This is a genomic window from Pseudomonas silesiensis (assembly GCF_001661075.1).
Lineage (GTDB): Bacteria > Pseudomonadota > Gammaproteobacteria > Pseudomonadales > Pseudomonadaceae > Aquipseudomonas > Aquipseudomonas silesiensis.
In genome coordinates, this window is sequence record NZ_CP014870.1 from 532,461 (window position 1) to 556,231 (window position 23,771).

At 58.2% G+C, this 23,771-nt stretch carries 15 protein-coding genes; 8 read left to right on the forward strand and 7 right to left on the reverse strand.

Annotated elements, in window-relative coordinates; genetic code table 11:
• Positions 1-20 precede the first annotated feature (20 nt).
• The gene (locus PMA3_RS02320) at positions 21-779 is read right to left on the reverse strand and encodes a hypothetical protein (protein ID WP_064675657.1); all 759 of its coding nucleotides are present in this window, start codon (positions 777-779) and stop codon (positions 21-23) included.
• A gap of 166 nt (positions 780-945) precedes the next feature.
• The gene (locus tag PMA3_RS02325; RefSeq protein ID WP_064675658.1) at positions 946-1,476 is read right to left on the reverse strand and encodes a ferritin-like domain-containing protein; all 531 of its coding nucleotides are present in this window, start codon (positions 1,474-1,476) and stop codon (positions 946-948) included.
• 234 nt (positions 1,477-1,710) lie between these two features.
• Between PMA3_RS02325 and PMA3_RS02330 the strand changes: the two genes are divergently transcribed.
• A complete protein-coding gene (locus PMA3_RS02330) occupies positions 1,711-2,601 on the forward strand; it encodes an esterase/lipase family protein (protein ID WP_064675659.1) in 891 nt (296 codons plus the stop codon).
• A 138-nt stretch (positions 2,602-2,739) separates the two neighbouring features.
• On the opposite strand, the gene PMA3_RS02335 is transcribed toward PMA3_RS02330, so the two are convergent.
• On the reverse strand, positions 2,740-3,627 hold the full coding sequence (locus tag PMA3_RS02335; RefSeq protein ID WP_064675660.1) for a DMT family transporter: 888 nt from the start codon (positions 3,625-3,627) through the stop codon (positions 2,740-2,742).
• A 95-nt stretch (positions 3,628-3,722) separates the two neighbouring features.
• Here PMA3_RS02335 and PMA3_RS02340 point away from each other — a divergent pair, with 95 nt between their 5' ends.
• The 3 genes from PMA3_RS02340 to PMA3_RS02350 all read left to right on the forward strand — a co-directional run bounded on the left by PMA3_RS02340 (position 3,723) and on the right by PMA3_RS02350 (position 5,979).
• Positions 3,723-4,511 (forward strand): AraC family transcriptional regulator, encoded by a 789-nt coding sequence (locus PMA3_RS02340; RefSeq protein WP_064675661.1) that lies wholly within the window; start codon positions 3,723-3,725, stop codon positions 4,509-4,511.
• 72 nt (positions 4,512-4,583) lie between these two features.
• Positions 4,584-4,889 carry a PsiF family protein gene (locus PMA3_RS02345; RefSeq protein WP_064675662.1) on the forward strand — a complete coding sequence of 102 codons (306 nt, stop codon included), beginning with the start codon at positions 4,584-4,586 and terminating at the stop codon, positions 4,887-4,889.
• A gap of 76 nt (positions 4,890-4,965) precedes the next feature.
• Positions 4,966-5,979, forward strand: a complete 1,014-nt coding sequence (locus PMA3_RS02350; protein ID WP_064675663.1) for an AI-2E family transporter — start codon at positions 4,966-4,968, stop codon at positions 5,977-5,979.
• A gap of 157 nt (positions 5,980-6,136) precedes the next feature.
• Here PMA3_RS02350 and PMA3_RS02355 read toward each other — a convergent pair whose 3' ends face one another.
• Entirely contained in the window at positions 6,137-7,411 is a 1,275-nt protein-coding gene (locus PMA3_RS02355; RefSeq protein ID WP_064675664.1) for an Hsp70 family protein, read from the reverse strand.
• 298 nt (positions 7,412-7,709) lie between these two features.
• Between PMA3_RS02355 and PMA3_RS02360 the strand changes: the two genes are divergently transcribed.
• Both PMA3_RS02360 and PMA3_RS02365 read left to right on the forward strand, forming a co-directional pair.
• Positions 7,710-8,657, forward strand: a complete 948-nt coding sequence (locus PMA3_RS02360; RefSeq protein WP_064675665.1) for a DnaJ C-terminal domain-containing protein — start codon at positions 7,710-7,712, stop codon at positions 8,655-8,657.
• A 23-nt stretch (positions 8,658-8,680) separates the two neighbouring features.
• On the forward strand, positions 8,681-8,986 hold the full coding sequence (locus PMA3_RS02365; protein WP_064675666.1) for a chaperone modulator CbpM: 306 nt from the start codon (positions 8,681-8,683) through the stop codon (positions 8,984-8,986).
• A gap of 52 nt (positions 8,987-9,038) precedes the next feature.
• Here PMA3_RS02365 and PMA3_RS30425 read toward each other — a convergent pair whose 3' ends face one another.
• Positions 9,039-10,352, reverse strand: coding sequence for an RHS repeat-associated core domain-containing protein (locus tag PMA3_RS30425; RefSeq protein ID WP_420848605.1), 1,314 nt, complete (start codon positions 10,350-10,352; stop codon positions 9,039-9,041).
• Positions 10,276-11,400, reverse strand: coding sequence for a sensor histidine kinase (locus tag PMA3_RS02370; RefSeq protein WP_064675667.1), 1,125 nt, complete (start codon positions 11,398-11,400; stop codon positions 10,276-10,278). The genes PMA3_RS30425 and PMA3_RS02370 overlap by 77 nt, the downstream gene beginning before the upstream one ends.
• A gap of 252 nt (positions 11,401-11,652) precedes the next feature.
• Here PMA3_RS02370 and PMA3_RS02375 point away from each other — a divergent pair, with 252 nt between their 5' ends.
• Together PMA3_RS02375 and PMA3_RS02380 are read left to right on the forward strand one after the other, a co-directional pair.
• Entirely contained in the window at positions 11,653-16,899 is a 5,247-nt protein-coding gene (locus PMA3_RS02375) for an NEL-type E3 ubiquitin ligase domain-containing protein (protein WP_064675668.1), read from the forward strand.
• Positions 16,900-17,186: 287 nt separating this feature from the next.
• Entirely contained in the window at positions 17,187-21,950 is a 4,764-nt protein-coding gene (locus tag PMA3_RS02380) for an NEL-type E3 ubiquitin ligase domain-containing protein (RefSeq protein ID WP_420848681.1), read from the forward strand.
• A gap of 60 nt (positions 21,951-22,010) precedes the next feature.
• On the opposite strand, the gene ureC is transcribed toward PMA3_RS02380, so the two are convergent.
• Positions 22,011-23,711 (reverse strand): urease subunit alpha, encoded by a 1,701-nt coding sequence (gene ureC / locus PMA3_RS02385; protein WP_064675670.1) that lies wholly within the window; start codon positions 23,709-23,711, stop codon positions 22,011-22,013.
• Between the last annotated feature and the right edge of the window lie 60 nt (positions 23,712-23,771).

The following is a 23,771-nucleotide window of genomic DNA, read 5'->3' on the forward strand; positions in this document are numbered from 1 at the left end:
CTTCAAGCGTTAGCCATTAGTTAAAAGTCGGGCATGCCTAGCACGAAATTGTTGAACATGGTCTCGTATTTCGCAACCAGAGTATTGCGCAGTTTCGGGAACACGTTGTTGTCCAGGTAAGCATGTGTAGCACCGCTCTTTACGGTGGTCGACTGCGTGGTCGACTTCCAGTTCAGGACGTCGATGATGCCTTCACGGGAGTCGAAGGATATGCAGTTGACGACCATGTTCGCCTGGCCCTTCTCATCGTACCAAACCGGCCCGAGGTCGTATTTTCGATTTTGCTTGGTTTCTTCCTTCATATTAAAGAGTTCAAGGGCGCCTGGTGTGTTTTTAACGGCGGCCATTGCCTGTTCGAAGCAGGAGGTGATAATCGGAGCTTTGTCGCCGATATGAGGCTTCGCGAGCTGCAGGGCCAGTGTCTCCAGCGTCAATCCGGCTTGGTCGATGGTGGTGTTTTCATAGTTTCTGGCCTGCAGCACCCAGCCTAATTTGCCAAGGCCGGAGGTGTAGTATTTATACCACTCGAATATTTGCTCGGGTTCAGGGAATAGTTTGTCAGCAGCAGTCTGCATCACCAATTTGCAGAGGTTGACGTCATCAAAGATCTGTTGTCGTACACCCGGCAAGCGCACACTTATATTGTTAGGGAAGACGCAGGCTGAGGCCTTGTTGGTGTTGTTTGTGATTTTGACATTTAAATTAATAAGGGATCGCTTTGCGGGTGCTGCACTGATTGGCAACGAAGCAACGAAATCAATGCGTTCTTCCATGTACATAGATGTATTCCTTTACTTGAATGTAAACAACGGTTTTGTTGTGGGCTCGAGTATAAGTAAGTGTGGCGTGGTGTCTATTTGGCTTTTGTGTCTTTAGTTTGCTGCTGTGGCGAGTGGTGGGGCAGCCTTATTGCGTTATTTCATGTGCAATAAGGCTGTTTTGCCGTTACAGATCTTTCAGGATATCGGCCATGTCATCCGCATGCTCTTCTTCCTGGGCCAGGATGTCTTCAAAGATGCGGCGGGTAGTGGGGTCTTGTTCGCCAATGTACTGAATAATCTCGCGGTAGCTGTCGATGGCGATGCGCTCGGCGACCAGGTCTTCATAGACCATTTCCTTGAGCGAATTGCCGGCCACGTACTGGGCGTGGGAGTTTTTCGACAGCAGGTCGGGGTTGAACTCGGGTTCACCGCCCAATTGCACGATGCGTTCGGCCAGACGGTCGGCGTGTTGGGCTTCCTGGGTCGCGTGCTCGAGGAATTCGTCAGCGGCGACATGGGCTTTGAGGCCGTTGGCCATGAAGTAATGGCGCTTGTAGCGCAACACGCAGACCAGTTCGGTGGCCAGCGATTCGTTGAGCAGGCGCAGTACCTCTTCGCGGTCGGCGCTGTAGCTTTCGGTCACTGCGCCGTTCTCGACATTCTTGCGGGCACGTTCGCGCAGGGTGGTTACATCGGACAAATGCATGTCGCTCATCTCGATCTCCTGGAGGCTAATCCGGTTTTCGCCACGCCTCTGAGGACGTGATCGCTACTTAAGGTGTGAGTGATGGGCGAAGCGAAAAGTTTTATGGAAATGATCAATCGCCAAATATCCAGGTGGGGCGGATGTCATAGACTGGTTGTCGAGTTGTCACCTTCGATGTCGAAGCTTGGCGGAGGTATTGCATCGCGCCTTGCGTCATCTCACCGATCACAAGGATGTTTGCCCATGTCGCAAGGTTCTGCCACACGCTATCCGTTGGTCCTGGTTCCGGGAATGCTCGGGTTTATCCGTCTGCTGCTCTATCCGTACTGGTATGGAATTGTTTCGGCGCTGCGCCGGGATGGGGCGACGGTGGTAGCGGTGCAGGTCTCGCCGCTCAACTCGACCGAGGTGCGCGGTGAGCAGCTGTTGGCGCGGATCGAGGAGATTGTGCGAGAAACCGGGGCCGAGAAAGTCAACCTGATCGGCCATAGCCAAGGCTCGCTCACCGCCCGTTATGCCGCCGCCAAACGCCCCGATCGGGTCGCCTCGGTCACGTCGGTGGCGGGACCCAATCACGGTTCGGAGTTGGCGGACTACCTGCACGAACACTACCCGGCAGACAGCGCCAAGGGTCGCCTGCTCGCTGTTTTGCTGCGGTTGATCGGGGCGGTGATGAGCCTGCTGGAAACCGGCTATCGCGGGCCGAAGCTGCCAGTGGATATCCCGGCCTCGCATCAATCGCTGACCACTGAAGGCGTGGCGTTGTTCAACCAGCGTTATCCACAGGGGTTGCCGCTGACCTGGGGCGGGCAAGGGCCTGAAGAGGTCAACGGCGTGCGTTATTACTCCTGGTCCGGGACCTTGCAACCGGGGAAAACCGATCGGGGCGCCAACCTGTTTGATGGGACCAATCGAAGCTGCCGCTTGTTTGCCAGAACCTTTGTGCGCGAAACCGGGCAGTGCGACGGGATGGTCGGGCGATACAGTTCGCATCTCGGGACAGTGATTGGCGATCAATACCCCCTGGATCACTTCGATATCGTCAATCAGTCGCTGGGACTGGTCGGCAAGGGGGCGGAGCCGGTTCGGTTGTTTGTCGAGCACGCGGCGCGGCTGAAAGCGGCCGGGGTTTAGCAGGTTGATAGAGTCATCGTTCTTCGTCGGAACGCCGCCGGGAGCCGGCTCGCTCCCACAGGAAATGTATGGCGAACACAAAATCTGTGGGCAACCGAGATCAATGTGGGAGCGGGCTTGCTCGCGAATGGCGTCGGATCAGGCAGCGCAAGGCCTACGGCCCAGCACGGTGGTCCAGCGCTCCGAAACAATCACCCCGCCCAAGGTCAGCACCCCACCCACCAGGTGGTACATCGCCAACTGCTCTTGCAGCACCACCGCCGCAATCAGCGCCGTAATCAACGGCAGCAGATTGAAAAACAGAGTGGTCCGGCTCGGCCCCAGGCGCACCACCGCCTGCATCCACGCCAGCGGCGCAATCATCGAGGCAAGCAGGCAGGCATATAACACCAGCGGAATGTTCTGCTGGGTCAGGCCGATTTTCGGTGAAGTAAGAAATAGCGGAAACAGCACCATTACCGCTACCAGTACCTGTAAATACAGCAACACCAGCGGTGGCAAGCGCAATTGCCACTTTTTCAGCAGGGTACTGTAGATCGCATAGGCCAGAGTGGCGATCAGCATCATCGCGTCGCCCAGATTGACGCCGTGTTCCAGCAATGCTGCCAGGTTGCCGGAGGAGATAATCACCAGCACGCCGGCAAACGACAGCACCGCCCCAGCCAAGGCCCCGGCAGTCAGGCGCTGGCCCAGGCTGACGATTGCCATGACCAGTGACATCAGCGGCATCAGCGACAGGATGATCCCCATGTTCGTGGCCGAGGTCAGCGTCGCGGCGAAATACGCCAGGCTTTGATACACCGCCATGCCCAGCACGCCAAGAATGAAGATCTTGCCCAGGTTGGGGCGGATCGCCGGCCAATGGGTGATCACCGGTTTGAGCATGAACGGTGTGAACAGGATTCCGGCCAGCAGCCAGCGGTAGAAGCCAATCTCGGCGGGGAAAATCGCGCCAGCCGACATTTTGGTGATCACGGTGTTGCCGGCCCAGATGAAAATGGCCAGCAGGGGATACGCGTATTGCATCGGAAAAAACCAGGTATTGATGAGACGTAATTATCGCCTGTCTGGATGCAAGCCTATACTGCGATCCGGACAACCTGCCCCTGATGACAGACAGCATGAACAGCAAACACATCGACCTGCTGGATTTCAGCGAGTTACCTTCGCCGGTGTACTTCCGTTATGCCGACTTCGATGCGCACCGCTACGCCTCGGCTCACCGTCATCCCTGGGGCACACTGGAGTATTCGGCCCACGGCGTATTGCAGATGGAAGTCGGCGGCAGCCGCTTCATGTCGCCACCGCAATACGCGGTGTGGGTGCCGCCGCAGACCGAGCACAGCTTCTACAGCAATCAGCCGATCAATTATCGTGCGGTCTGCCTGGCACCGCTCTTGTGCCACGACCTGCCGCAACAGGCTTGTACGCTGGCGATCAGCGACATTCTGAAAGCGATCCTCAAGGATTTTGCCGCCCGGGATGTGAAAATTCCCGAGCGTGCAGCCGACAAACGGCTGGCCCAAGTGCTGGTGGACCAGCTGCAACAGGCCCAGGTACATGAGTGTTACTTGCCCTACGCCAGCAGCCCCGGATTGCTCGGGATACTGGAATGCTTGCAGGCGGAGCCGGGCGACAACCGACCTTTGGCGCACTGGGCGGCGCAGATACACGTCAGCGAACGGACCCTGGCGCGGCAGTTCGTACGCGAGTTGGGCATGAGTTTTGGCGAGTGGCGCCAGCGTTTGCGCTTTCTTGCGGCGATTGAAGCGCTGGACAGCCATCGCAGCATCCAGGAAGTCGCTTTCGATATGGGCTACAGCACTGGGTCGGCATTTATCGCGATGTTTCAACGCCAGGCCGGATGCACACCGGAGCAGTATCGACGCAGCCACTTGGAGAGCCGATGAAGATGTAACGGGTGTTGTCTACACTGCAGGACGAGGCCGCGCCCCTCGTTGCGGCAACAAGGAGAAAACTCCATGAAGATGTTGCATGTCCCTTTGTTGATGATCGGTGTACTGATGTGCGCCCAGAGTTTCGCCGCCACTGACCAACAGAACAAGATGACCACCTGCAACGCCGACGCCACCGCAAAAAGCCTCAAGGGCGATGAGCGCAAGGCCTTCATGAGCACTTGCCTCAAAGCTGCGCCGGCAGCGGATGCCGCCAAACCCATGACTCCCCAGCAGGAAAAGATGAAAACCTGCAACGCCGATGCCGCGACTAAACCCCTCAAGGGTGATGAGCGCAAGGCGTTCATGAGTGACTGTCTGAAGAAAAAATAAACATTCGGTTGGGATGTGCTGTCACCGGAACGCTGGCAGACTGCCAATCCTTTTACGCCGTTCGTTTTGAGGCTGTATGCCAACGTTTTCTCAACGTCAAGTCTTGCTGGTAATCAGTTGGGTCATCATCTTCGGTGGTTTGCTGCTGGTGTTGCCGTTGCGGCTGCTGCCCAGCCTGCTGGCCGGGCTACTGGTGTTCGAACTGGTCAACATGCTCACCCCGCAATTGCAGCGGCTGATCGAAGGCCGGCGCGCGCGCTGGCTGGCGGTGGCGTTGCTGGGCACATTGGTGGTGAGTGTACTGGCGTTGATCTTTGCCGGCGCCATCAGCTTCCTGCTGCACGAGGCGGAGAACCCCGGCGCTTCCCTCGACAAATTCATGGGCGTGGTCGACCGGGCGCGCGGGCAGCTGCCGCCGTTCATCGACGCCTATTTGCCCGCCAGTGCCGCCGAATTCCGCGTGGCGATCGGCGAGTGGATGAGCAAGCACCTGAGTGACTTGCAGCTGGTGGGCAAGGACGCGGCGCACATGTTCGTGACGCTGCTGATCGGCATGGTGCTGGGGGCGATCATTGCCTTGCAGCGAGTGCCGGACTTGACCAAGCGCAAGCCTCTGGCCGCCGCACTGTTCGATCGTTTGCACCTGCTGGTCCAGGCGTTTCGTAACATCGTGTTCGCCCAGATCAAGATTTCCCTGCTCAATACCTTCTTCACCGGGATTTTCCTGGCGGTGGTCCTGCCGATGTTCGGCATCAAGCTGCCGCTGACCAAGACCCTGATCGTGCTGACCTTCCTGCTCGGCTTGTTGCCGGTGATCGGCAATCTGATGTCGAATACCTTGATCACCATTGTCGGTTTGTCGCTGTCGATCTGGGTGGCGGTGGCGGCACTGGGTTACCTGATCGTTATCCACAAGCTCGAATACTTTCTCAACGCGCGCATTGTTGGCGGGCAGATCAGTGCCAAGTCGTGGGAGTTGCTCCTGGCAATGCTGGTGTTCGAGGCCGCGTTCGGCCTGCCGGGGGTCGTGGCGGGGCCGATTTATTACGCGTATCTGAAGAGTGAGTTGAAGCAGGTGGGGATGGTTTGATCAGGTAGAGATGTGTTGCCTGATCTGACGCCTTCGCGGCGGTGCGGCGATCCGACAAGCCACGCCCCCACAAGATTTGCGTCGTTCGCTGCATTGGGTACGACACAAATCCTGTGGGAGCGTGGCTTGCCCGCGATGGGCGCGCCTCGGTTCAGGATCAGTCCATGTTGCCGTAACGCTTCATCGCCTCGATCGCCAACCCGCTGCCGATGCTGCCAAAAATGTTCCCCTCCACATGCCGCGCATTCGGCAGCATCGCCGAAACACTGTTGCGCAGCGCCGGGATCCCGCTCGAGCCACCGGTGAAGAACACCGTATCCACCTGATCGACCCGCACATTCGCATCGTTGAGCAACTGCGTGACGCTGTTGCGCACGCGCTCGAGCAGGTTGTCGATGGCCGATTCGAACAGTGCCCGGCTGAGCTCTACGCTCAGCCCCGGCTCGATGCGGTCCAGCGGCACATGCCGGCTGTCGGCGTGGGTCAGCTGAATCTTGGTTTCTTCCACTTCCATGGCCAGCCAATGCCCGGCGCGCTGGTCGATCAGCTTGAACAGGCGGTCGATGCCGCCCGTGTCTTCGATGTCGTAGCGCATGCTGCCCAGGGCCAGGGTCGACTTCTGCGAGTACACCGAGTTGATGGTGTGCCAGGTCGCCAGGTTCATGTGGTGGCTGGTGGGCATGTAAGCGCCGCTCTTCATGCGGCTGCCGTAGCCGAACAGCGGCATCAGGCCCTGCAGGCTCAGTTGCTTGTCGAAATCGGTCCCGCCGATGTGCACGCCGCCGGTGGCGAGGATGTCGTCGTGACGGTTGTCGTGATTGCGGCGCTCGGGTGACAGGCGCACCAGCGAGAAGTCGGACGTACCGCCGCCGATGTCGACGATCAGCACCAGCTCTTCCTTTTCGATGGTCGACTCATAGTCGAACGCCGCCGCAATCGGTTCGTACTGGAACGACACGTCCTTGAAACCGATGGCGCGGGCCACATCTACCAGGGTGTTTTCCGCTTCCTGGTCAGCCATTTCGTCGTCGTCGACGAAGAACACCGGACGACCCAGCACCACTTCTTCGAACTCCCGACCGGCGGCCGTTTCGGCGCGCTTCTTCAATTGGCCGATGAACAGTCCGAGCAGGTCCTTGAACGGCATCGCGGTGCCGAGGACACTGGTGTCGTGCTTGATCAGCTTGGAGCCCAGCAGGCTTTTGAGCGAGCGCATCAGGCGGCCTTCGTAGCCTTCGAGGTACTCGTGCAGCGCCAGCCGGCCGTACACCGGGCGACGTTCTTCCATGTTGAAGAACACCACTGACGGCAGGGTAATCTTGTCGTCCTCCAGCGCGATCAGCGTTTCCATGCCGGGGCGCAGCCAGCCGACGGTGGAGTTGGATGTGCCGAAGTCGATACCACAGGCACGGGCTGGAGATGCGTTTTTCATGTCTTTCAGGTTCCGGTTAAAAAACGGCCGCGCAGTGTATGTCACTGCGGCACAGATTCGAAGGCCGACTATCCGCTAAATCTCAGCTATTAGCGCCTTGAAAGACTATCCTTTGCCCCAAACTTGTCTGCATTGGGCCTGGCAGCCACCGGACGGTCGCAAGAACCGCCCACTGCTGCCGATAAACTTCTGATGCGCTGCCCGGTCACAATCTTGAGATCGGTCAAACCCGGTGATGCAAATCAAGTGCATGCTCTGGCAGGTGGCGCGATATCGATAATGGATGGTGATTCCCACGATGGACTTTAAAGATTATTACAAGATTCTCGGTGTGGAACCGACTGCGGACGATAAGACGATCAAGGCGGCTTATCGCAAGCTGGCGCGCAAATACCACCCCGATGTCAGCAAGGAAAAGGACGCCGAGGCCAAGTTCAAGGATGCGTCGGAAGCCTATGAGGCGCTGAAAAGCGCCGACAAACGCGCCGAATACGACGATTTGCGCAAATACGGCCAGCACGGCCAACCGTTCCAGGGGCCGCCGGGTTGGCAGGGGCGAGGCGCTGGCGGGTTCGGTGGTGGTCAGGACACGGGCGATTTTTCGGACTTCTTCAGTTCGATCTTCGGCGGCCGTGGCCCTGGTTTTGATGGTGGACAGTCGCGTCGCAGCACCGGACGTCGAGGGCAAGACGTGGAAATGGAATTACCGGTTTTTCTGGAAGAAACCCTCTCGAACGAGTCGAAGAAGGTCAGCTTCCAGGTGCCGCAGTACAACGCTGCGGGCCAGCATGTCAGCAATACCAGCAAAAGCCTGAACGTGAAGATCCCGGCCGGCGTGGCCGACGGCGAGCGTATCCGCCTCAAGGGCCAGGGCGCACCGGGTGTCGGTGGCGGCGCCAATGGCGACCTGTACCTGATCATCCGTTTTGCGCCGCATCCGAAATACGATGTAGAAGGCGATAACCTGATCATTACCCTGCCACTGGCACCGTGGGAGCTGGCGCTGGGCGCTGAAGTCGCGGTACCGACCCTGACCGGCAAGATCAACCTCAAGGTCCCGGCCGGCAGCCAGAACGGCCAGCGCATGCGCGCCAAGGGACACGGCTTGATGAACAAGGCCGGCGAGCGTGGTTACCTGTTCGTGCAACTCAAGGCCGTGATGCCTAAAACCTCGGACGACGAGGTCAAGGCGCTGTGGCAGGAACTGGCGAAAAAAGCCGCTTTCAATCCCAGAGAACACTTCTGATCCAAGAGACGGAGTAGCCCATCATGAGCAACCCCCTGATCGTTCAACTGGACATGGCAGAATTCTGTGAGGCAACCGACCTGTCGGACGTCTACGTGATCGAAATCGTCGAACACGGCATCCTCGAACCTCAGGGCAAGCAGCCCAAGGATTGGCGTTTCAACGATTACGAGCTGGCGCTGGCCAAGCGTGCCGCCAAGTTGCGGCACGACCTGGAGCTGGAGTGGGAGGGGGTTGCCCTGGCGCTGGATCTGCTTGAAGAGGTCCAGCAGCTAAGGGCGGAGAATCGGATGTTGAAGCAGCGGTTGGGGCGGTTGGTGGTTGAATAACAAAATGGTTAAACACCAGGCCGCGAATCAGTGGGAAACTGGATTGTCACTGTTAGTGACCGGACCCTTGCCTCCGAATCCCAATCTCTGCACGGATTCGCCTTACCTGATAACGTGACTCCGAAAATATTATGCTTCCTATGGCTGATGGTGATGTAAAACCTTGCCTTTGCAGTTGCGCACCTCTTACCCGCACCCAAGTATTGTACTCAACTCGCTCGGGCTCGCTCATTTGCTGGCGAGACGTCGAACTCGCGCTACCACTTGTGTTAGTACCCCTCCCGCTTCCACCCCGAACCGGTTCTCGAGGGCGTGTGACACTTCGCCCATTACTATAAGTAGTTGTTATTGCATCTCTGCCAAATTGATGTCTTTCAACCGTTATGCGGCTCGCCAGGTTTGGGTTCTGTGAAGCACTTCGGGTGATTGATCTATTACCTAGAGCGGTCAATCCGGCTAACGCCGCTCCGTCTGCGTATCCAGGTCGACCAAGATTCTCCGAGGCAACGCTGGTCATCCGCGCACCCTCCCTTAGTATGTCTCCTCTTGGGCCGGGTGCCGCCGCTACAGGAGCCCCCGCTATGATTAACCCCGTGAGTTCACCCGTTTTTTCAGGCGACATTGGACCATTCAGTAATGGTCTGCCTGACCCTGTAGCTCCGGGACCGCCAAATAGAAAATCATAGGCGCCCCAAAGTAATTTTCCCACCCTGGAATGTCCCGTCGGATCCGAAAAATTCACCGGATCACCCACGCAATACATATACGCATTCAATCCGCCTTCCCCAAACGGGCTCCAACTGTCCGGGCTATGAAAACGCATCAATGTCGGGTTGTAAGCCCGGTAGCCATTGCCCAGCAAATACCAGCCGAGGTGCGGCTCGAGCAATTCACCGTTGAACCCGATTTTCGTCGCAACATCCTGCTGAGCGGACTGCTGGCCGTAGGCGGAATAAGCGATGGCATTAGATTTGCCCCCTGCGACTTCAGCGAGTATCGAGTTTTTGTTGTCGGCAGCCAGCAGGACAGTGCGCGACTGTTGGGAGGACGTGTGGTTGTCAGCAGGTAACTGAGGCATGGCGCATCCTTCCTTGGTGAAAGCGTTGATAGTGTCAGCGCCCCAGTCTGATCCTGCTGCAGAGTGTTGGGAACTAGCAGAACTGATAGTCAGGCGCCCCCTGGCGCTGAATTTGCCGGGAGAAGCCCGGCAACTGTTGGCCGAGAACCGCGCGCTCGAGCAGCCACTATTGGTTGGCCAAAGCTGCCTGCACCAATCCCCTGCACAAGCCCTAGGTCCGGCGAGGCAACACCACGGTAAACAGCGTGCCATCGGCCTCACTGGAGCTGACCTCGATCGTCCCGGCATGCGCGTTGACCACTTCCTTGACGATAAACAGGCCCAGGCCGAGGCTGGTGGAGGGCTGGCCGAGTTCTTCGTCGGCACTGCGCACCAAGGGGTCGAAGATAGTGCCAATGGCATTCTCGGGAATCGGCGTGCCGTAGTTATGCACCGTGAGACGAACCGTATCTGGCTCGCCAGTGAGCTTTATCGTCACATCCCGCTTGTTCGAACCATGCTGCAATGCGTTGCCGATCAGGTTTTGCAGGAGTTGACCCAGGCGCCCTGCATCCCAGACGCCTCGGGTGTCTCCCGATACGTTGAGTATCGGATCGCACTCCGGGTTGCCGGCACAGGCTTCGGCGATCGCGGCATGGGCTGCGTCCGCCAGATCCATGGGGACAGGCTCGATGGGCAGGCTCTTGCCCAGGCGACTGCGCACCAGCTCCAGCAAATCGCCGACCATCACCGCCATGTGCCGCGCGCCGCGCTTGATGTTGATCGCGCAGGTCAGCGCATCGCCCTCGAGCGTCGCCTTGCGCATCAGCAGTTCAGTGGACATGCTCACCGCTTGCAGCGGCGCACGCAGGTCATGGCCGAGAATCGCCAGAAAGATGTCCCGCGAACGGTTGACCTGTTCGGCATAGGCCGCGGTGGACTCGGCAAGGGCTTCGTCGATGGCTTCATTGAAGCGGATCATGTCCTGGAAGTACGTCATGTCCGGCGATTCCAGGCTGTCGACCCACAGACGAATCACGCAGGCCCGCAAATGGCGGAACTCGGACGTCATTTGCACCAGGTCGAACCCGACGTTGTGGCGCAGCTCGCCATGACAGGCTGCGGCCTGGTCCAGGCTCGGAGTTTTCTCCGGGCCTTCGCCTTTGGCCTTGGCCGCCTGTTCGCAGGCGGTCTGTGTCTTACACATATCGGTTGAGGCGGCGAGCAGGATCGACTTCGCGTGATCGCGCAAGGTCGTGCGGTCCAGCGAATCGTCGGCGCTGATGAATTCGGCAAATACTTCCCATTCATCAACGATGCGATCCACGTGCTGCACGATGAATTCAGATAAACGCATGGCTTTGCATCTGCATGGCAATGATAGCCAATGAGTGTGGCGCATCCTGACGCCTTTGTCCTGTCCCTGCTGCACGCGCCGATGAAGCGGTATGGATGCGCAGACAAGGTAGTAATTAATTGTTTTTTGATGCTGTTAATTGAATGGTTATGGCCGCTTGCTCAGACTTTATTCGATGGATTTTCGATTTGTTGTTTCAGGTGTGTGGTGAGTAAATTGAAAGTTCAATTGAACTGCATACGGATATGCGACATGTCTGAATCTCTTATGGAAAACACCACGGTTGATGCGCCCGGCGCTGATGAAAAGGGTCGTCACTTCGACTTCTTAAAAAGCACTATTCCCGAATGCCTTGTTCAGGCCTCGCCGCTACGGCGCAAGGTGCTCAAAGACACTAAACCGACTCTTCCAGATTGGTATGAACATTGTTCGCCGGATCAGCGCAGTGTACTGAAAGGGCTAATAGAAGCTGACTGTCATACGCAGAATAAATGGGACAAGACCTTGGCTGCCGTGGACAGTGTCACCGCTTATGCAAAGCCCTTGTTGACGGCTGCTTTGGCCAAAGCGGGTATTGAGCTGGATGTCGAGAAAACCTGGGTACGTCTCTACTACCCGATAGATTACAAGTTTTTCGGTATTCCGACGGGCGTGAACACTGGCGATGTACGTAGCAGGACCTTCTCGTTGCTGCAGGCGGCATTGCATAATTTCGAAGCCTTCGAGGCCGATGAGCGTTACTTTGATAAAGACTCTACGTTCATTACCGAGCCCGATGTGCAGGGTCGCTTCGAGGTTGTTTCTTCCGGCCTGAAAATTTCGCAGTTCGTCACAATCTGTAGAAACCTGGATATAGGTGGCCAGTATGAAACCTATATCAAGGACTTCCTTTACGAAGGGGGCACTGCGCATCAGCAGGCGTTAAGCCAAGCGTTCATCGATAGTAAAAAAACCGCCCTGAAGGCCGCCGCCTATGCAGCCCTCCTGAAAAGTGATATCGAACTCGCACATTACGAAATGTTAGTCGAGCTGATCAACGAGCAGAATATCGTCAGGGATAAAAGCAGCCGACGCCCCATCAGCTACAGCCCGCTTCGGTTGATGGGGTACGAAATCGCCGAGTGTGCGGTGTTTTTTCCAACCCACGCCAATCGTTACGATTGCAGCTATGTCATTGCCTGGATTCCGGACGATCCCGAACACCCGATAAAAAAATACGCCTCGTTCGCTGACCTCGAAGCGCAACTGACCCATCAACTGATGTACCGGCCACCGGGCAGCCGAATCGATAGCGCCAGGGACGCGCTCACCGACTATCAACGCTTTTTCAGCCGGTTCATCGGCGAAAAGGACCGGGGCCGGTTTTTTCTTCGGTTTACCCAGAAGGTTCTGGACGCGCCGTCCGGCACTTACTGGAAAGACCAGGTGCGCGGTTATCTGAAGTATGTGAGCCCTGCGTCAAGGTTGGTCGGCCCCATAGCGGATCGGCACTGGCGGCACGACCCGCGGGAGAATATCGATCTGCATGCCGAGCTTTCGCTGAATTTTCAGTGGGTCGGCATGGCTGGCATCTGGACCGAGATGTTTCGTCAGAAACGTCGACACATGCGAGAGGACGCGCAGGTACTTGCCGTGTCCACGGCTGCCGAGGATGACATTACCCGCGAGCGTCGGCTCTCCAATTATCTGAATATCGGCATGTCTGTCGTCGGTATCGCCGCGTTCTTTGTGCCGCCGGTCGGCGCTGCCCTGCTGCTGGTCACTGCGGACCAGTTGTTGTTCGAGACGATCGAGGGTGTGCGCGAGTTGAGCCAGGGCGACAAGGACGCGGGCTGGGCGCACATCACCGATGTGCTGGAAAACCTGGCGACGATGGCGGCACTGGCTCCGGTTTTTCATTACACGGTTTCGCCGTTCATCGAAGGCTTGAAGTCGGTCACCTTGCCCAGCGGCAAGACGCGGCTGTGGAAACCCGATCTCAAACCCTACGAGCGCAACGTCGAATTGCCAGCGAACGCCTGGCCCGACAAGCTGGGGCTGCATCGGCATTCCGGGGAGAATATTCTGCCGCTGGAGGGCAAGCATTACGCGCTGAACAAGGAACCGCACTCCGGAACATACCGAATCAAGCATCCGACGCGGGAGGACGCCTACCAACCGGCGTTGAACCATAACGGCAACGGGGCCTGGCATCATGAGGTGGAGGCACCCCTGCAGTGGTCGAAACATACCTTGTTACGGCGCTTGGGACACTCGGTGGACGCCTTCACCGAGAGTGAGCGCGAACACATGCTCAAGGTCAGCGGCACGCATGAGGATGCGCTGCGTCGAATGCATGTCGAGGGTGAGCCGACGCCGCCAATGCTGGCCGACACCATCAAGCGGTTTCAAGCCTATGCCGATGCCGGCGAAGTCGGCACCCAGATTCGTCGCGGCCAGCTGCAGGACGACCTTTGCGGCTATGCCGCCTCGTTGATGGTCGAGCTGCCAGGATGGCCTCGCAGCAAAGCCATAGAGGCGTTCGAAGGCCCTGATTTAAGCGGCGACTCCGTTCAATATGGCGATAGTGCCGCACCGGCCTCGGACGTCATCAGGGTCAGCCGGGCCGAGCTTATGGCGGGGCAATTGCCGGAGCGTGTACTCACCTTTCTCAGCGAGGAGCAAATCAAGCGCCTGGTCGGCCAGCATGTCGCGCCGGACCAACAGGCCCTGACGTTGAAAACTCGATTGGCCGACCATGCGGATCAGGCCAGGGCGCGGATATTCCAGAGTTTATCCAAGGAACGGGAGGAACTGGGCAATCCCCGGACACAGATGATCCAGCGTAGCTTTCCCTCATTGTCGACCCCCCTCGCAAACGAACTGTTGGAGGAGGCGACACCCGACGAGCTGCGCCAGATGAAAACCACCCGGCGCCTGCCGTTGCAATTGGCGCAGAAAGCGCGTCTGGCGCAGCAAGAGGTGCGTTTGTCGCGCGCTTATGAGGGGCTTTTCCTGGAGACGCTGGCTGCGCCGGACACTGAAAGCCTGGCCCTGCATACACTGGGAAAATTACTCGACGAGCCAGGCGATTTGCGTATCGAGGTCCGGGAGGGCTCCTTCACCGGAGCGATACGTGCCAGCGTCGGCCCCGAAGATGCCCTTGAGCGCAAAGTGCTGGTTCGTACCGGGGATGGGCAGTACGAAGCACGCGACGCCAGCGACAATCATTTACACGGAGGGGATGACCTGTATGCCGCCCTTCAGCACGCCTTGCCGGATGTTCAACGAAGATCCCTGGGGTTGCCCCAGGTGAATCAGGGCGCCGAGCTCAAGGCACTGATCCAGCAACAGGCACTGGCGCGTGATGAGCTGCGCTCGGTCCTGAACATGCAGGCGCAGCGTCAACCGTTCTTCAAGCCTCTGACGCTGTTGCCCGATGGTCGGCGCGGCTATCCGTTGAGCGGTCGCGGTCAGGGGATATGGGAGGGGATTATCGAGGAGCGGGTCAAAACGCTCTACCCCGACTTTGTCCGTGAAGAAATCGATGAATTCGTCGCCGCGCTGAATGCTCAGGACGACTCGCCTGAGCAACAGCTGAAACGGCTGGAGCGTGAATACAAGCAACTGGATCATCGCCTGCAGGCCTGGTTGAGGGCACCGAACGAGTATTCTGGCGTAAGAGACAGCCCGCAATACATCAGGGAGTGGGGCGCGAGGATAAAAATCGTCAGAGCCCTCAAGCAGGCCTGGCAAAGGACCGGACCTAAAGACTATGACGCCTATGGCAATTATCGCGGCCAGAGCATCGATCTGAGCGATACCTCGTTGCACTACCAGCTGCGCAGCTTGCCGGCGCTGGAAGCGAATTTCGACCATGTCACCCGGCTGAGATTGAATCGTTCGCAATTCAGCAATGAAGTAGAAGGGTTCCTTGGACATTTTCGCCAGCTTCGCGCCCTGGATCTATCCAGCAACCAGTTGACCCGCCTGCCTGCAGCGATCAGCGACATGCCGCATCTGCTGGAACTGCATGTGGGCAATAACCAGATCGTGTTGACCGGACCAGCCATCGACAGCATCAAGAACCTGACCCGGTTAAAAGTCCTCGGGATGGAAAACAATCCACTGGCCTTATCGCCCGATATCAGCCGTATGCCTGACTTGCACATCGTGAACCTCTCGAACACCGGCCTCGCCACTTGGCCTAGCGGGACCTTTGCCCTGCCCAGACCCCGGCATTTCGATTTGAGACTGGTCGATAACCCCATTACCGAGCTTCCCGTGGTGGCCCCCGGCTCCATCCGGGCTGAAATGGTGGCGCGCACGCTGATCAGTCGCGATCCGCCATGGCTTTCGCCAGAAAGTCTCACCACGTTCAGAACCTACATTGAATCGGTAGGGCTCAATCCTGACCGTGGTTCGCCCAATTCGGTGATGTCCGATAGCAGTTTCTGGATCAAGGCGTTGCCACCGGAGGCGCGAGCGACCCCTGAATTACGCGCGTTGAAACGTGATCTGTGGAGCGCGGTGGCGGACGAGTTCGGCTCCGAGGCCTTTTTTGCTGAAATCCAAAAACTTGCCGGCTCCTCGGATGCCGTGCCCGCGTATCGAACCGAGCTGGCGGACAAGGTCTGGAGAATGCTGCAGGCGGTCGCCGAAAACACCGAGCTACGCGAGAGGCTGTTCAAAGAAGCGCTGGTTCCTTCCTCCTGTGTCGACTCCGGCGCGCAACTGTTTAACGCCATGGGCGTCGAAGTGCTGGTGCATGAGGCCTACGGTCTTGTCAGCAAGGATCTGGTGGAAGCGGACCTGGTGAGTCTGGCCAAGGGCAAGTCACGTCTGAACGAACTGGGCAGGATAGCCCGCAAGAGGATCTCGGACCTGATGGAGCAAGGCCGCAAACTTCCCGAATATGATCAGGACGGCGACATGATCATGCAGCGGGATGAGGAAGGAAACTTTGTCAGGTCGATCGATGAAGTGGAAATTTATCTTTCCTATGTAACCGCGCTGGCTGAACGCCTGGATTTGCCTTGGCAGTCGCGCAGCATGTTGTTCGAAGAGGAGGACGTCACGCCGTGGATGATAGAGACCGCTTACCAGCAAGTACTGGCGCTCGAGACGGGTGATGATCTGACTGATTTATTGCTTGAGCAGGATTTCTGGAGCAAACATATCCAGGGTGCCAACCGGCAGGCCTTCAAGAACCTGCGGCGCAGAACTCACGCGGCATTAGCCCTGCAAACGGCACAAAAAGACTGGACGCAAACCTCCGATTCATCGGCGCGCGCACGACTGCGCGAGACCATCACGACATTGGCGACGACGCTTGGCAAACAGCCCGCCGATGTTCCTCCCGGTCGCGTGATGACGGATGAGGAGTACTGGGCAGAGTGTGATGTGATCAATACCGAAACGACCACCCTGCTGAGGAAACTGACCCGGGAAGCGATGGCCAGGGCCAAACTTCAAAGAGTCGAAATTCCCTTCGCGGTGCAGTCGAATCAAGCGCCTTGAACATGACGAGTTGAGGTTTTTTCCCAACAAGCGATACATATATAGGGCTTTTACAACAGGGTCGCTCGTTAGACTGGAAGCTTCATAACCCGTCAAGGACGACCCCTATGCCAGACTCACTGACACCCGTTACCACCCCCGCAGGTATGTTCAATGCCGACCTGCGGGGTGTCCACTACGACTTCCTGAAAGACCGCGTGCCTACGTGGTTCTCGGGGGCTTCGACGCAACGCCAGTTGGAACTTGCCCAACATGAAATGGAGCTGCCCAGCTGGTACCTGACCGCCATGCCCGAGGACAGGACCGCGCTTGCCGACAGTCACATCCAGTATCGCGAAGCCTTGAACAACATCGAAGACAAGCTCGGCGGCATCGAAGATGTATTGGCCTTCGCCGAACAGCCACTCAAGGACGCGATCAAGAAAGAATTCAAGCTGGATCTGGACGTCAGGAACACTTATTTCGCGCGCAAATACGGCGTCAAGGATCGAGATGACTTTTATGGTTTCTTTGTCTTCGACCAGCAAAACGATCCGGCGCTGAAGTACGAGTATCGCGGCATATCGCTGCTCGAGGCCGCCCTGGCCAACTTCGAGCCTGACGAAGAACACAGCAGCCCTTGCACGGATTGTCAGATCATTACCACTTGGAGCGATTATGACGGAGACGTCATACCGACGTTCAACGCGGTCAATGGTCAGGCCGTGTCCATTGCGCCGCATGCCTTTGCCAGGCTTTGTCGCACACTGGATCTGGGCGAGCTGTATCAGAAGCACCTGAAGGCTATCCTGAAGCCCAGGGGTGTGGTCGACCGCAAGGCGCTCAATGACCGGATGGAGGCGTACCAGCGACAACAGCTGGCGCTGAGCACCGAGATCGGTCGCCGCCAGGCCGCCATGGGCAGCGGCAACAGCACATGGGGCATCAGTGTCGACGCCTGGCAGATGCTCAAGCAAGTGGTGACCGATCAGAAGGATGTCACCCTGGACGGGAAGCCTGTGACGTTCGCGGCGCTGAAGATCTTCGGCTCTACCCTGGTCGGCCCCTTGCTGATCGGTCCGGACCGCAAGAACAGTGACAAGGTCGAGCGGCTGCTGGTGTATATCCCCAATGACCCGCAGCAGCCACTCAAGGAATATGCATCCAGCGCCGACTTCATGAATGAGCTCAGGACGCGTTTGCACAGTGCCTCGTATCGACGTTTTTTCAGCCGTTTCGTGCCACAGCGGGATCAAGGCATTTTCTTTCAGCGCTTCAATGCCTTGTATCAGCCCACCGGTTCTGGTGCGGCAGCCGACTTTGCGCTCCAGCCAAATCCGCTGAAACTGCCGCTGGATGAGGTCGCCATTACCGGCAATCTGTGGGAGCAGTTGCGTCAGGCCCATGTGAACAAGGTTCTTGCCGACGCCAGAGCTGTCGCCGTGCCTACCGGGGACGAGGACCGCAAGGCTCGAATGGAGAGGCTGGAGAGCTTCCTGGACGCGGTGAACAGCGTGTTCAACCTGGCGGCTTTCGTGGTGCCGGGGCTGGGGCCGATCATGCTGGCCGTGGGCGCCGCCCAGATGGGCTCGGAAGTATTTGAAGGCATCGAAGCGTACGAGCAGGGTGACGTGAAAGCCATGTGGGCGCACTTTTCCAGCGTGGCCCTTAATGTGGCCTTTATCGGTGCCGGGGCCAAGGTCCTCCCCGAAATCAAACTGTCGAGCAGGGTGGATACGCTCAAGCCCGTTACGCTGTCGAACGGCAAGCAAGCGCTGTGGAACCCTGATCTTTCGCGCTATAAGGCTCCCGTTGAACTGGAGCCGAATGCAAAGCCCGATAAATTGGGCCTGTTTCAGAACAACGGCCAGAAACTCCTGGCCCATGAGGGTGATCACTACGGCATCGTTGAGGACGCTACTCAGTATCGCATCCAGCACCCGACCCGGCCCGAGGCCTATCGGCCTGTTGTCGAGCACAACGGCGCGGGGGCCTGGAAGACCGAACTCGATGAGCCGCTGACGTGGGACAAGGCGCGCTTGTTGCGCCGACTGGGGGCTTCAACCCAGGACTTTACGGATGAAAAACTTGAGCAAATCCGGACCGTGGCGGGTGTTTCGGAAGACCAACTGCGACGTTTACATGTCGAGCTCGATCCGCCCCCGATCATGCTGGACGATACGCTCCAGCGTTTCAGGCTGCATGCCGAAGCGGGTAAGGTCGGCCAACAGATACTGGTCAATCAAGTGCCTGAGCGGTTGCTGGAGGATGTGGCAAGACTCACGGCCGACTTGCCTCGCTGGCCGGATAACCGGTCCGTGGAAGTCTTTGCTGGCCCTGAGCTGAAAGGGCCGTCGACCCTCATCGGAAATATTGACGTGGCCAGCGCGAACCGGATCAAGCTGACCCGATCCGAATTGCGCGACGGGCAGTTACCGCAGCGCATAATCGAAACCCTCGGCGAAGATGAAATCCATCAACTGTTGGGGCAAGCCATTTCCAGCAACAAGGAAGTGCGCATCCAGGCGTTGAAGGACGCGCTGGCGGAGCAGGCGACGCTGCGCCATAAGCGACTCTTTGATTCGCTGTACAAACAGCACCAGCTCGACGGCGGGGAGCAGGTGCAGCTGCTGACCAATGAGTATCCGGGGTTGCCGAACGCTGTCGCCGCACGTCTGCTGCAAGAGGCTACCCCGGCCGATCTCGAACACCTGACGAAAAAGCGCACCATTCCCTTGCGCTTGCGCGAACAGGTCCGCCAGGCCATGCACCGCGTGCGGGTCAGCCGCGCCTATGAAGGGCTGTATCTTGATGGGCTGGAGAACAACGACACGCGGCGATTGGAGCTGGCATCGCTGGCCGCACTGCCGGGATGGTCGAGCGATGTGCGCATCGAAATTCGTGAGCATTCGTTCACTGGCAAGCTTCACGCCAGTGTCGGTCCAGAAAACGCAACCATCCGCAAGGTGCTTGTTCTCGAAGACGAGGGCGGTTATCAGGCGCGTGATGAGAGTGATCAACACCTGCACGGTAGCGATGATTTTTTTGCCTCGGTGTTGCATGCGTTGCCGGACACTGAACGCAAGGCGCTGGGGTATGACATTTTCGAGGGGGAGCGGCTCAAGTCAGATCTGCAACGTTCACCGTTGGCGTTCGAGCAATTCGAATCGGTCCTGAATGAACATCCGTTGCGTAAACCGGCTTATGACCCTGTAACGATGCGCCTGCTTGGCGGTATGCAGGGCTATCGCCAAGTGCTCGACGAGCCGATGTTAAAGCGCCGGATCGGGGCGCTTTATCCGAATTTTTCCGTGGCGCAGGTCGACTCGATGCTGGCGGAATTCGGCGAGGCGGCGCCTGCGCGAGTCCTGGCCCTGGAGACCGAGTTCCGCGAGTTGGACAATGCACTGCAAGGCTGGTTGAACTCGCAAAATCGCTTCGGCCCCCTGGGGGCTCTGAAGTGGGAATCGCGAAACTTGCTGTACAGGGCGCTCAAGCAATGTTGGCAAAGAACAGGGCCAGCGGGTGTCGACGTTCCGGGTATCGTTGGCGCGCAACATCTGCAGCTGGACGATTTTGCGATGGGTCGCAACCTGGCGGACTTGCCCCGACTGACCGCCAATTTCGATCACGTGACGAGCCTGAGCATGCGTAGCACCAATGCACTTGCCAGCCAGGGGAAGTTTCTTGAAAAATTTCCGCAACTTCGTCAGTTGGATCTGGAAGGAAACCTAATGAACCGCTTGCCGCCGGCCATCGGCGAGCTGCGTCAGCTGACCCATCTGGTGCTGGATAACAATCAAATCATGCTGACACCGCAAGCGGTCGCGCGGTTGAGAAGCTTGACCCGGCTTGAGGTTTTGCGGCTGCACGGCAATCCGCTGGGGCTCGTGCCTGACATCAGTCAAATGCCTGATCTGCAGGTCCTCGATCTTGAACGGACAGGCATCGACCAATGGCCCACCGGACTGTTTGGCAAATCCCGTCCGCGGCACATCTATCTGAACCTGAAACATAATCGATTGGCAATCATTCCAGACGTCGCTCCTGGCTCATTCCGGGCGGAACTGCTGGCCCGGACCATCGTCAGCCGTGATCCCGCGTGGATGCCGGAGCGTGTTCTGAACAAGTTGAAAGGTTATGCGGAATCGCTAGGCATGGATCCTGACCGTCCCTACCCCCCACGGGGATTGATGGACAGCCACAAATGGGGTCAGGGCTTGTCTGAGTCAGCGTTCAGGGAAAAGCTGATTATCTGGGACGGGGTTGAGGATGAGATCGGTTCCGAAAAATTCTTCGACATGGTACGAAGGCTTACCGAGTCGGCTGACTTTAATTCGCCGCAGCTGTCCTACCGCGCCGAGCTGACAGCCAAGCTCTGGCGAATGCTCGAGGCCATGTACGACGATGCGCAGTTGCGGGAAACGGCCTTCTCCGAATCCGTTGTGGTGACCGAATGTTCCGATGGAGCAACCCAGTTGTTCAATGCATTGGGGGTCAAGGTTCTGGTCAAGGAAGCCTACGCTCTGCAGCATCCGGGACTTATCGAGGCGGAACTGGTGGAATTGGCCAGGGGCAAGTCCCGGCTGGATGAACTCGGCGCTATTGCGCGTCGACGAATTGCCGCGCGCTTCGAGAACGGAGAACGATTCAGACGTGTCGATGCCAATGGCAACGTTACCGGTACGATCGACGAAGTGGAGGTGCAGCTCGCCTATATGACCGATCTGGCGGAAAAACTGGATCTGCCGTGGCAAGCGCGTGGCATGTTATTCCGGGCCATTAGCGGGGTGACGTCCGAGATGATAGAGGCCGCTCGTGTGCACGTACTGGGGCTTGAACTGGGTGACCTGCTCGAGGAGACCATTCTTGAGCAGCCTTTCTGGAAAGATTATCTGGAAAACACTTATCGTGATGATATCGCCAGAAAAAAGCTCGAGCTGCGCAACGAAGATGAGATGGCCCAGTTCACCGCGATCAAGGGCCTGATGAAAACCTGGACGAGTCAAGCTATCGAGCGTGCCAAGCTGCGAAGGACGGAGCTACCGTTCACGGTGCAGGCCGATAGTTGATTGATGATGTGACCAGCCCCGATTGCGATATCGCCTTCGGGGCTTCTTTTCGAAGGTCCGTCAGAACAGGAAATAACGCTGTGCCATCGGCAAGATATCGGCCGGCTCGCACCACAACAATACGCCGTCGGCTTTCACCTGATAGGTCTGCGGGTCGACGTCGATCGTCGGCAGGTAGTCATTGTGAATCAGGTCGGTTTTCTGCACGTCCCGACAGCCTTTGACGACCGCAATGGTCTTCTTCAGTCCCAGGGCTTCGGGTAACCCCGCATCCTGTGCCGCCTGACTGATAAACGTCAGGCTGGTGGCGTGCAGCGAACCGCCGTAACTGGCGAACATCGGACGGTAGTGCACCGGTTGTGGTGTCGGGATCGAGGCGTTGGCGTCGCCCATCAGGCTCGCCGCGATGGCGCCGCCCTTGAGAATCAGGGTCGGCTTCACACCGAAAAAAGCCGGGCGCCAGAGCACCAGATCGGCCCATTTACCAACCTCCACCGAACCCACTTCATGGCTGATGCCATGGGTGATCGCCGGGTTGATGGTGTATTTGGCGATGTAGCGTTTGGCGCGGAAGTTGTCATTGCCAGCACCGTCGCCCGGCAGCGCCCCGCGCTGTTTTTTCATCTTGTCGGCGGTTTGCCAGGTACGGGTGATGACTTCGCCGACGCGGCCCATGGCCTGGCTGTCGGAGCTGATCATCGAGAACGCGCCGAGGTCGTGCAGGATGTCTTCGGCGGCGATGGTTTCGCGGCGGATGCGGCTTTCGGCGAAGGCCACGTCCTCGGCGATGCTCGGGTCCAGGTGATGGCAGACCATCAACATGTCGAGGTGTTCGTCGATGGTGTTGCGGGTGAACGGCCGGGTCGGGTTGGTGGAGCTCGGCAGCACGTTGGGGAAACCGCAGGCCTTGATGATGTCCGGCGCATGGCCGCCGCCCGCGCCTTCGGTGTGATAGGTGTGGATGGTGCGGCCCTTGAAGGCGGCGAGGGTGGTCTCGACGAAGCCCGATTCGTTGAGGGTGTCGGTGTGGATCGCCACCTGTACGTCGTATTGGTCGGCGACGTTCAGGCAGTTGTCGATGCTCGCTGGCGTGGTGCCCCAGTCTTCGTGCAGCTTGAGGCCGATGGCGCCGGCCTTGACCTGTTCGATCAAGGGCTCGGGCAGGCTGGCGTTGCCCTTGCCGGTGAAACCGATGTTCATCGGGAAGGCATCGGCGGCCTGGAGCATTCGTGCCAGGTGCCAGGGCCCGGAGGTGCAGGTGGTGGCGTTGGTGCCGGTGGCCGGGCCGGTGCCGCCGCCGATCATGGTGGTGACGCCGCTCATCAGCGCTTCTTCGATCTGCTGCGGGCAGATGAAATGGATATGGGTGTCGATGCCACCGGCGGTGAGGATCATGCCTTCACCGGCGATCACTTCGGTGCTGGCGCCGATCGCGATGGTGACGCCGGGCTGGATGTCCGGGTTGCCGGCCTTGCCGATGCCGGCGATGCGCCCGTCCTTGAGGCCGACGTCGGCCTTGACGATGCCCCAGTGGTCGATGATCAGCGCGTTGGTGATCAGGGTGTCGACCACTTCGGCGGCCAATAATTGACTTTGGCCCTGGCCGTCGCGGATGACTTTGCCGCCGCCGAATTTCACCTCTTCGCCGTAGGTGGTGAAGTCCTTTTCCACTTCGATCCACAGCTCGGTGTCGGCCAGACGGACCTTGTCACCGACAGTGGGGCCGAACATGTCGGCGTAGGCTTGTCTTGAGATTTTCATGCGCTTGCCTTGGGATTCAATTGGATGTGAAATCGCATTCGCGGGCAAGCCTCGCTCCTA

What these genes read in the sequence shown, in the direction of transcription:
- PMA3_RS02365 (WP_064675666.1), top strand. Translation starts at nt 8,681, where the DNA reads ATGAGCAACCCCCTGATCGTTCAACTGGACATGGCAGAATTCTGTGAG.
- PMA3_RS02355 (WP_064675664.1), bottom strand. Translation starts at nt 7,411, where the DNA reads ATGAAAAACGCATCTCCAGCCCGTGCCTGTGGTATCGACTTCGGCACA.
- PMA3_RS02320 (WP_064675657.1), bottom strand. Translation starts at nt 779, where the DNA reads ATGTACATGGAAGAACGCATTGATTTCGTTGCTTCGTTGCCAATCAGT.
- PMA3_RS02380 (WP_420848681.1), top strand. Translation starts at nt 17,187, where the DNA reads ATGCCCGAGGACAGGACCGCGCTTGCCGACAGTCACATCCAGTATCGC.
- PMA3_RS02345 (WP_064675662.1), top strand. Translation starts at nt 4,584, where the DNA reads ATGAAGATGTTGCATGTCCCTTTGTTGATGATCGGTGTACTGATGTGC.
- PMA3_RS02330 (WP_064675659.1), top strand. Translation starts at nt 1,711, where the DNA reads ATGTCGCAAGGTTCTGCCACACGCTATCCGTTGGTCCTGGTTCCGGGA.
- PMA3_RS02375 (WP_064675668.1), top strand. Translation starts at nt 11,653, where the DNA reads ATGTCTGAATCTCTTATGGAAAACACCACGGTTGATGCGCCCGGCGCT.
- PMA3_RS30425 (WP_420848605.1), bottom strand. Translation starts at nt 10,352, where the DNA reads ATGCCGGGACGATCGAGGTCAGCTCCAGTGAGGCCGATGGCACGCTGT.
- PMA3_RS02350 (WP_064675663.1), top strand. Translation starts at nt 4,966, where the DNA reads ATGCCAACGTTTTCTCAACGTCAAGTCTTGCTGGTAATCAGTTGGGTC.
- ureC (WP_064675670.1), bottom strand. Translation starts at nt 23,711, where the DNA reads ATGAAAATCTCAAGACAAGCCTACGCCGACATGTTCGGCCCCACTGTC.
- PMA3_RS02335 (WP_064675660.1), bottom strand. Translation starts at nt 3,627, where the DNA reads ATGCAATACGCGTATCCCCTGCTGGCCATTTTCATCTGGGCCGGCAAC.
- PMA3_RS02360 (WP_064675665.1), top strand. Translation starts at nt 7,710, where the DNA reads ATGGACTTTAAAGATTATTACAAGATTCTCGGTGTGGAACCGACTGCG.
- PMA3_RS02340 (WP_064675661.1), top strand. Translation starts at nt 3,723, where the DNA reads ATGAACAGCAAACACATCGACCTGCTGGATTTCAGCGAGTTACCTTCG.
- PMA3_RS02370 (WP_064675667.1), bottom strand. Translation starts at nt 11,400, where the DNA reads ATGCGTTTATCTGAATTCATCGTGCAGCACGTGGATCGCATCGTTGAT.
- PMA3_RS02325 (WP_064675658.1), bottom strand. Translation starts at nt 1,476, where the DNA reads ATGAGCGACATGCATTTGTCCGATGTAACCACCCTGCGCGAACGTGCC.